Here is a 9,101-nt window from a genome sequence, read left to right as displayed (position 1 = left end):
GCGGGTGCGGGTGCGGGTGCGGGTGCCGAGGGGCGGAGGGGGCGGGTTCGCCGGAGGGGGCACAGGGGCGTGGGGACCGTCGGCGCAGGGATGTGGGTCAGGCCGCGGCGCCCGGCCGGCCCAGGGCCTGCACCAGCTGCTCCCGGGTCATCTTCGACCGGCCCGGTACCCCGGCGGCGGTGGCCCGCTCGTACAGCTCCGCCTTCGACAGGGAGGCCGGATCCTCGGTCCGCGAACACCGCTGGGCCTTCTTCCGGCCCGTCGCTGCGTCGTTCCGGCGTGTGGCGTCCGTACGGCCTTTGGAGTCCTTCGCGCCCGTGGCGTCCTTCGGGCCCTTGGCGTTCTTCGGGCCTGTGGAGTCCTTACGGCGTGTGGCGTCCTTCCGGCGTGTGGCGTCCTTCGGGCCCGTGGCGTCCTTCCGCTGCGGAGCCTGCTTCCGGCCGGCGGTCCGCTCCCGCCGGGCGGTCCGCTCCCGTCCGCCTCCCTCGCCGCGCCGCGACCGGCTCGCCTGCTTGCCCCGACCGCTCGCGCCACTGCCCCCCGACCGGCTCTGTTCGACGCTGCGGCTGAGCACCTCCATGAGGTCCACGACGTTGGTCGCCTCCGGCGGCTCCGCCTCGCCGGCGACCTCCTCACCCTTGTGCTTGGCCGCGACCAGCCGCTTGACGCGGTCCTCGTAGGTGTCGCGGTAGTCGCGGGGGTCCCAGTCGATGGTCAGGGCGTCGATCAACTGCTCGGCCGTCCGCAGCTCCCTGCTGTCGGACTTCGCGCGGCGCGGCAGTCCGGGCACCACGTCGGCGGGGTCGCGGACCTCGTCGGCCCAGTGCAGGGTGTGCAGGACGAGGACGCCCGGCTGCGCCCGCAACGCGGTCAGGTACTCCTTGCCGCGCATGGTGAGCGTGGCGATCCCGGCCTTGTCCGAGCGGTCGAGGGCCGACCGCATCAGCTCGTACACCTTGTCGTACTCCTCGCCGCGCGGGCCGACGTAGTACGTCCGGGCGAAGTGGACGGGCTCGACGTCGTGGAGGTCGACGAACCCGGCCAGCTCGATCACCTTCGACCGGCCGGGCGCGATCTCCTCCAGCTCCTCCGGCTCCACGACGACGTACTCGCCCTCGTCCAGCTCGTAGCCCTTGACGATCTCGTCGGTGCCGACCTCCTTGCCGGTGCGCTCGTTCACCCGCTTGTTGCGGATCCGGTCCGTGGTGCCGCGCTGCAACTGGTGGAAGTGGACCGCGTGGTCCTCGGTGGCGGTGTACAGCCCCACGGGCAGGGTGACCAGCCCGAAGGTCAGGACGCCGGTCCAGATCGGTCTCGCCATGACCCCTCGCTTCCGCTCCCTCGCCCGGCCCGCCGCGCTGACCTGTCACGGACAGTGTCCGGGCGCCTCCTGCGCTCCGCCAGCGCACGCGGTGCGGGGAGTGCGCAGGAACCGCTTCCCGCCGCGCTCGGTCCCCACCGCGCTCGGTCCCCACCGCGCTCGGTCCCCACCGCGCTCGGTCCCCACCGCGCTCGGTCCCCACCGCGCTCGGTCCTCGCCGCGGCGGGGACCGAGCGCGTGCGCAGTCTGCATGAGCGCTGGGCGCTGGGTCCTTCGCCGTGCGGGTGGGGGAGTGGGGGGCAGGGGCGGAGGAGGGACTCGAGGACCTGGCGTCCGGCCGTGGCCCGGTAGGCGTCCGGCGCCCGGTCGAGGCGGAAGGTCCCGCCGAAGACGCGGCCGGGGGTGATGGTGCCGTCCGGCACGTCGGGCAGCAGGTGCTCGATGCAGACGCGGGCGGGGCTGGCACCGCCGGTCAGGGTGATGTCGTCCCCACCGGGCGGTGTCGTGGGACCGTGCGGTGGTCGCCGGTCAGGAGCCCGACCGCGCGGCGGCGGTTCCGGCCCGGCGCCGGGCCTCCCGGGCGGCCCGGTCGGCCTGCCGTGCCCGGTCCCGCGCCTCCCGCACACCGGCCCGTGCCCGCCGCTGTTCCTCCTCCGCTTGCCGCAGCCGTTCCCGCAGCTCCCCGACCCGCTCGTCCGCCTCGGCCGACCGGGCGCCGGCCTCGTCCACCGCCCGCGCGGCGGCGTCGGCCTCCTCCTCACGGGCACGCAGCTCACGCCGGGCCTCACGGGCGCGCTCCCGCTCGGCTTCACGGGCGCGCTCCTGCTCGGCCTCGCGAGTCTTCCCCCGTGTCCCGGTGTGCGGACGGCGGCGCTCGTTGTCCGCCCCGCGTTTCCTGCCCCGGGCCGGGGACCCCGACCCGGGCGCGGCGGGCGTCGGGCGGTCGCCGAGCAGGGCCTCGTCGGCCACCGGGAACCCGGCCGGCGACGTCAGCGGCTTGACCAGCCGGCCCGCCGCCCACTCCCGCCCGGCCCGCGGATCGGCGAGCACGGCGTGCAGGGTCTCCTCCACCTCGCGCTGGACACCCTCGCCCACCGGATGCCCTGCCTGCCCCGCAAGCTTCCGGGCCTGCCGGCCAAGCGCGCCGATCACCTCGTTCTGCCGCCGGGCCAGCTCGCGCAGCTGCTCCCCGTCGAGCTCACGGTGCGCGCGGCGCAGCCGTTCGCCGAGACCGAGCAGCGGCTCCACCTCTTCCGGCTGCCGGCGGACGAGCAGATTGCTCACCCAGGCGGCCAGGCTCGGCCGTCGCAGCGCGCGGATCTCCTCGGCGAGGGACCTGTCACCGGCCTCGCGGGCGGCGAGGGCGTGACGGTCACGGGCCGCCACGAACTCCTCCGGCCGCAGCCCGTACAGCTCGTCGGCGACAGTGTCCAGGTTCACCGGGGTCCCTCCCGACGGCCACCAGGGATGAGAATCCGAGTCTCCCACCCGACGGGTGGCACGTGCCGTACGGCGCGAGCCGGGGGCAGGGGGGCGTGGGCTGCGACCTTCGGCGTCGCCACCGCGCCCTTCGGCGCCGGGCTGCCGTCCTTGGGTGCCGGGCTGCCGTCCTTCGGCGCCGGGTTGTCGCCCTTCGGCTCCGCTCCGTAGACCCTCGGCGGACGGCGCGGCGCCGGCGCCCCCGGCAGGGTGGCCGTATGCAGACGACCAAGGGAATGAAGCGTGCGCAGTTCCTGACCGGCCTGGTGTCGGCGGGACTCGCCGGCACGGTGCCCCCGGCGGCGGCACGGGCGGCGGCACGGGTGGAGGCCGCGCACGGCGACACCGGGCGGGACCGCGCCGTGCCGGCCGGGTCCGGGCGGGGCGCGGCTGTCGGCGGTACCGGACGCGGCGGGCTCCGTCACCACGGGGTCGTGTACACCGTGGGCGAGGGGGAGACGCCGGGTACGGCCTTCAGCACGGCCCGGATGCGCAAGGACGTCCGCGCCATCCGCGACGAACTGCACGCCGACACCGTCGACGTGACGGGGGACGGCGTGGAGCGGCTCACCGCCACCGCCGCCGAGGCGGCCGAGCAGGGGCTGCGGGTCTGGCTCCAGCCCACCCTCGGCGACGTCCCGGAGCGGGACATCCTGGACCACCTCGCCGAGACCGGCCGCTTCGCGGAGCGGCTGCGGCGGCACGGCGCGGCCGTGGACCTGAGCGTGGGCTGCGAGTTCTGGCTCTTCGTGCCGGGGATCGTCCCCGGTGAGACCGCCCTCGAACGCATCCGGAACCTGCTCGACGGCACGGTGGACCACGACGCGATGCAGCGCCGTCTGGACCGCTTCACGGCGAAGGCCGCCGCGGTCGGCCGGTCCGTCTTCCACGGCCGGCTCAGCTACGCCGCCGCCCAGGAGGACCGGGTGGACTGGACGCTGTTCGACATCATGGGCATCGACTACTACGCCTACTTCCCCCGCACGGCCGACCACGTCAAGGAGCTGAGCCGGTACCTGCGCGCGGGCAAGCCGCTGGCCGTCACCGAGTTCGGCACCTGCGCCTACGTCGGGGCGCCGCAGACCGCCGGCATGGGCTGGGACGTCGTCGACCACGACAAGAAACCCGAGGAGATCAAGGGAGACCTGGTCCGCAGCGAGCGCACCCAGGCGGCCTTTCTCGCACAACTCATCGACGCCTTCTCCTCGGTGGACCTGTACGCGGCGATGGCCTTCGAGTTCGTGACCGCCGACGCCCCGCACCGCCCGGACGACCCGCGCCACGACCTCGACATGGCGAGCTACTCCCTCACCAAGACCATCAAGGACCGCCCGGACGACCCCGGGTCCGGCTGGCACTGGGAGCCGAAGGAGGCGTTCCACGCCGTGGCCCGCCGCTATCAGGCCGCCCGGACCGGCCACCGGGGCCCTTGCTGACCCGGCCCCGGTCACGTCCCGGACGGCCGAGGCCTCCCGGGGCCGCGCTCGCCCGTTGGGAGGACCCTCCGGCTTGCCGCTCCGCCGGCGCCGGCCGGGGGACCACATGATGCGGGCATGCTCCCGGTCACCTCCCGTCCGCGCGGCCGCGAACGCCCGGGCGGGTCCCCCGGCCGGCGCCGGGGCGGACGGCGGACGACGGCACGCCACCAGAATTGCATCGTTCGTTTTCTTGAATCCTTCGTGTTTCCGGCGGTAGGTTCACCCCCATGACCGCCTCCCCGACACCGACCACCGCCGAGGAGCTCCGCGGTGCCGGCCTGCGCGTGACGGCGGCCCGCGTCGCGCTGCTGGACACCGTCCGGGACGGCGACCACCTCGGCGTCGAGGCGATCGCCTCCGGAGTCCGCGATCGCGTAGGCCACATCTCCCTGCAAGCCGTCTACGAGGCCCTTCACGCGCTGACGGCCGCGGGGCTCGTGCGCCGTATCGAGCCGGCCGGCCACCCGGCCCGGTACGAGGGGCGTGTGGGCGACAACCACCACCACATCGTGTGCCGGTCGTGCGGTGCCGTCGCCGACGTCGACTGTGCCGTCGGCGAGGCGCCCTGCCTGACCGCCGCGGACGACCACGGCTTCACCATCGACGAGGCCGAGGTCGTCTACTGGGGCACCTGCCCCGGCTGTTCCACCGGCCGCAGTTCCTGAGCACCGAGTTCCGCACAGTTCGGAAGGATTGCCATGACTGAGAACCACGACGCGATCGTCACAGACGCCAAGTCGGACGGGGGGAGCGGCGGCTGCCCCGTCGCGCATGACCGGGCGCTGCACCCGACCCAGGGTGGTGGCAACCGCCAGTGGTGGCCGGAGCGGCTCAACCTGAAGATCCTTGCCAAGAACCCCGCCGTGGCGAACCCGCTCGACGAGGGGTTCGACTACGCCGAGGCGTTCAAGGCCCTCGACCTCGCGGCCGTGAAGCAGGACATCGCCGAGGTGCTGACCACGTCGCAGGACTGGTGGCCGGCCGACTTCGGCAACTACGGCCCGCTGATGATCCGTATGGCGTGGCACAGCGCGGGCACCTACCGCATCAGTGACGGCCGCGGCGGCGCCGGTGCCGGGCAGCAGCGCTTCGCCCCCCTCAACAGCTGGCCGGACAACGGCAACCTCGACAAGGCCCGTCGTCTGCTGTGGCCGGTCAAGAAGAAGTACGGCCAGAGCATCTCCTGGGCGGACCTGCTGATCCTCACCGGCAACGTCGCCCTGGAGCAGATGGGCTTCGAGACCTTCGGCTTCGGCGGCGGCCGTGAGGACGTCTGGGAGCCCGAGGAGGACGTCTACTGGGGTCCCGAGACCACCTGGCTCGACGACCGGCGCTACACCGGCGACCGCGAGCTGGAGAACCCGCTCGGCGCAGTCCAGATGGGCCTGATCTACGTCAACCCGGAGGGCCCGAACGGCAACCCGGACCCGGTCGCCGCGGCCCGCGACATCCGCGAGACGTTCGCCCGCATGGCGATGAACGACGAGGAGACCGTCGCCCTGATCGCCGGCGGCCACACCTTCGGCAAGACCCACGGTGCCGGCCCGGCGGACCACGTCGGCGCCGACCCCGAGGCCGCCTCCATGGAGGAGCAGGGCCTGGGCTGGCGGAGCACCTACGGCACCGGCAAGGGCGGGGACGCCATCACGTCCGGCCTGGAGGTCACCTGGACCACCACGCCGACCCGGTGGAGCAACGGGTTCTTCAAGAACCTCTTCGAGTACGAGTACGAGCTGACCCAGAGCCCCGCCGGCGCCCACCAGTGGGTGGCCAAGGACGCCCCCGAGATCATCCCCGACGCGCACGACCCGGCGAAGAAGCACCGCCCGACGATGCTCACCACCGACCTGTCGCTGCGCTTCGACCCGATCTACGAGCCGATCTCCCGCCGGTTCTACGAGAACCCGGACCAGTTCGCGGACGCCTTCGCCCGCGCCTGGTACAAGCTCACCCACCGCGACATGGGCCCGAAGTCGCTCTACCTCGGCCCGGAGGTCCCCGAGGAGACGCTGCTGTGGCAGGACCCGCTGCCGGAGCGCGAGGGCGAGCTGATCGACGACGGCGACATCGCGACCCTGAAGACCAAGCTGCTGGAATCCGGACTCACCGTGTCCCAGCTGGTCACCACCGCCTGGGCGTCCGCGTCCACCTACCGCGGCAGTGACAAGCGCGGCGGCGCCAACGGCGCCCGTATCCGCCTGGCCCCGCAGCGCGGCTGGGAGGTCAACGAGCCCGACGCCCTCGCCCAGGTGCTGCGTGTCCTCGAAGGCGTACAGCAGGACTTCAACGCCTCCTCCGGCGCCAAGAAGGTCTCCCTCGCCGACCTCATCGTCCTCGGCGGTGCCGCCGCCGTGGAGAAGGCCGCCAAGGAAGCCGGCTTCGAGGTCCGGGTGCCCTTCACCGCGGGCCGCGTGGACGCGACCGAGGAGCACACCGACGCCGAGTCCTTCGAGGCGCTGGAGCCGACCTCGGACGGCTTCCGCAACTACCTCGGCAAGGGCAACCGCCTGCCGGCCGAGTTCCTGCTGCTCGACCGGGCGAACCTGCTGGGGCTGAGCGCCCCCGAGACGACCGTCCTGGTCGGCGGCCTGCGGGTGCTCGGCGCCAACCACCAGCAGTCCCAGCTCGGCGTCCTCACCAGGACGCCCGGCGTCCTCACCAACGACTTCTTCGTCAACCTGCTCGACCTGGGCACGACGTGGAAGGCGACCTCCGAGGACCAGACCACCTTCGAGGGCCGCGACGCGGACACCGGCGAGGTGAAGTGGGCCGGCAGCCGTGCCGACCTTGTCTTCGGCTCCAACTCCGAGCTGCGCGCCCTCGCCGAGGTGTACGCCAGCGACGACGCGAAGGAGAAGTTCGTGAAGGACTTCGTCGCCGCCTGGGCCAAGGTCATGGACGCGGACCGGTTCGACCTCGTCTGACCGCCGCACGCGGAACGTCCGGGCCCGCCCCTCGCGGCGGGCCCGGACGTTCCGCGTCGCTACGGGCGCGGCCGGTGGCGTCAGCGGCCGAGCACCGCCGCGCCCGCCCGCGCGTACCGCTCGTCCAGGTCGCCCGAGGGAGCGCCCGCGACACCGATTCCCGCCACCGGGGCGCCCTGGGCCGTCACCGGCGTACCGCCGGCGAGGAAGAGGGTGCCCGGGATGTCCTTGAGGTTCGGCGCCTGCGCCAGCCGCCCGGCCAGCTCCGAGGTGGGAGCGTTCCAGGACACCGCGGTGAACGCCTTGCGCTCCGCGGACTCGTACGACTGCGGGCCGGCCCCGTCGCCGCGCAGGGTGACCAGGGTGTTGCCGTTGCGGTCCACGACGGCCACCGACACCTGCCGGCCGTCCTTCTCGGCCGCCTCCACCGCGGCACGCGCCGCCTTCACCGCGGCGTCCAGGGAGAGGTGGGTGCTCCGGGTCAGCTCGCCGCCGCGGGCCGCCACGGCGACGGGCGTGGCGGCCGGGGAGTCGGCGGCGCTGGCGGCGACCGTACCGACGACACCCGCACCGACGGCGGCCAGGGCGGCGCCGCCCACGAGGACACGGGTGCGGACGGACGGCTTCTTGCGGCTGGGCATGGTGGAAGACCTTCCAGTAGAGCCGGGGCTGGGGGCGAAGTCGCTCCCGGTACCGATCCTGGGGCCGGGCGGGGCCGCGTCCCGTCACCGGACCGGTTGGCCGGGGGGTCATCCGATCGGATGACCCCCCGGCCACCGCACCTGGGCACAATGGAAGGTGTTTGCCCAGTTCAGCGCGGAGACGAGGGAGGTGTCGGCGGTGGCCGAACCCGAGCGCGACGACACCCGCGCCCTCACGACCGTCATGCACACGGCGTTCTTCGTGCTGCTGTCCGCGTCGGTCGCCCGCTACCTGGCCCGGCACGCCGACGGGCCGCACACCCCCTGGGTGATCGCCCTGTCCGTGCTGCTGGCCGTGCTGTACGTCCTAGGTCCCGCCGTCGGCACCCGCCCCGCGCCGCGCCGGCTGGGCTGGCTCGGCCTGGTCGTGGCGGCCTGGGCGCTGCTGGTCGTCCTGGCCCCCAGCTTCGCCTGGTGCGCGGTCCCGCTCTTCTACACCGGCCTGCGCACACTCCCGCCGCGCGCCGCGATCCCCCTGGTGGCGCTGCTGACGGCGCTCGCGGTGGCCGCCCAGCTCGGCCTCGCGGGCTGGCCGGACCCGAACGTGCTGCTCGCACCGCCGGCGGTGGCCGCCGTCGCCACCACCGTGTTCGTCGTCATGCAGCGCCAGGCGGCCCGCCGGGACGCCCTGATCGACGACCTGGTCCGGACCCGGCGCGAACTCGCCGCCACCGAGCGCCGCGAGGGCACCCTCGCCGAACGCGAGCGCCTGGCCAGGGAGATCCACGACACCCTCGCCCAGGGTCTGTCCAGCCAGCGCATGCTCCTCCAGGCGGCCGACCGCCTGTGGGAGACCGCGCCGGGCACGGCCCGGGGCCACGTCCGCACCGCGGCGGCGATCGCCGAGCGCAGCCTCGCCGAGGCCCGCCGCTTCGTCCACGACCTGACCCCGGCCGACCTGGCCGGGGGAGGCGGCCTGCTCCGGGCCCTGCACGCCGTCGCCGAGCGGGAGACGACACCCGCGCTCACCGTCCGGGTCCACGCCGAGGGCAGCCCGCCCGACCCGCTGCCCGCGCCGGTCGAGTCGGCCCTGCTGCGCATCGCCCAGGGCGCCCTCGCCAACGTCCGCGAACACGCGGCGGCCACCACCGCCACCCTCACCCTGACCTGCCTGGACGACCAGATCGTCCTGGACGTCACGGACGACGGCCGGGGCTTCGACCCACGCGCCCCCGCCCCGCCCACGAGCCCCACCCCC

General features: G+C 74.2%; 7 protein-coding genes. 4 read left to right on the top strand and 3 right to left on the bottom strand.

Annotation, left to right across the window (positions count from 1 at the left end):
• Positions 1 to 97 precede the first annotated feature (97 nt).
• Complete coding sequence (locus GT045_RS25635; protein ID WP_161335601.1) at positions 98 to 1,321, bottom strand: Ku protein; 1,224 nt, start codon at positions 1,319 to 1,321, stop codon at positions 98 to 100.
• A 528-nt stretch (positions 1,322 to 1,849) separates the two neighbouring features.
• Entirely contained in the window at positions 1,850 to 2,761 is a 912-nt protein-coding gene (locus GT045_RS25630; RefSeq protein WP_161335600.1) for a hypothetical protein, read from the bottom strand.
• 257 nt (positions 2,762 to 3,018) lie between these two features.
• On the opposite strand from GT045_RS25630, the gene GT045_RS25625 reads away from it, so the two are divergent.
• From GT045_RS25625 to katG, 3 genes are all read left to right on the top strand, one after another.
• Positions 3,019 to 4,236 carry an abortive phage infection protein gene (locus tag GT045_RS25625; RefSeq protein WP_161335599.1) on the top strand — a complete coding sequence of 406 codons (1,218 nt, stop codon included), beginning with the start codon at positions 3,019 to 3,021 and terminating at the stop codon, positions 4,234 to 4,236.
• 269 nt (positions 4,237 to 4,505) lie between these two features.
• Positions 4,506 to 4,943: a Fur family transcriptional regulator gene (locus tag GT045_RS25620; RefSeq protein WP_161287421.1), complete on the top strand. Its 438-nt coding sequence runs from the start codon at positions 4,506 to 4,508 to the stop codon at positions 4,941 to 4,943.
• A gap of 33 nt (positions 4,944 to 4,976) precedes the next feature.
• A complete protein-coding gene (gene katG / locus GT045_RS25615; protein ID WP_161335598.1) occupies positions 4,977 to 7,202 on the top strand; it encodes a catalase/peroxidase HPI in 2,226 nt (741 codons plus the stop codon).
• Between the two features lie 80 nt (positions 7,203 to 7,282).
• On the opposite strand, the gene GT045_RS25610 is transcribed toward katG, so the two are convergent.
• On the bottom strand, positions 7,283 to 7,843 hold the full coding sequence (locus GT045_RS25610; RefSeq protein WP_161335597.1) for a heme-binding protein: 561 nt from the start codon (positions 7,841 to 7,843) through the stop codon (positions 7,283 to 7,285).
• A gap of 244 nt (positions 7,844 to 8,087) precedes the next feature.
• Between GT045_RS25610 and GT045_RS25605 the strand changes: the two genes are divergently transcribed.
• A partial coding sequence (locus tag GT045_RS25605) for a histidine kinase (RefSeq protein WP_202529029.1) occupies positions 8,088 to 9,101 on the top strand: 1,014 nt, incomplete at its 3' end.

Origin of the sequence: Streptomyces sp. SID486 (genome assembly GCF_009865385.1) — a bacterium.
Taxonomy (GTDB): Bacteria; Actinomycetota; Actinomycetes; order Streptomycetales; family Streptomycetaceae; genus Streptomyces.
Note: the sequence above shows the minus strand (reverse complement) of the source record. Positions and strands in the feature narration are given on the sequence as shown.

What these genes read in the sequence shown, in the direction of transcription:
- GT045_RS25610 (WP_161335597.1), bottom strand. Translation starts at nt 7,843, where the DNA reads ATGCCCAGCCGCAAGAAGCCGTCCGTCCGCACCCGTGTCCTCGTGGGC.
- GT045_RS25635 (WP_161335601.1), bottom strand. Translation starts at nt 1,321, where the DNA reads ATGGCGAGACCGATCTGGACCGGCGTCCTGACCTTCGGGCTGGTCACC.
- GT045_RS25625 (WP_161335599.1), top strand. Translation starts at nt 3,019, where the DNA reads ATGCAGACGACCAAGGGAATGAAGCGTGCGCAGTTCCTGACCGGCCTG.
- katG (WP_161335598.1), top strand. Translation starts at nt 4,977, where the DNA reads ATGACTGAGAACCACGACGCGATCGTCACAGACGCCAAGTCGGACGGG.
- GT045_RS25620 (WP_161287421.1), top strand. Translation starts at nt 4,506, where the DNA reads ATGACCGCCTCCCCGACACCGACCACCGCCGAGGAGCTCCGCGGTGCC.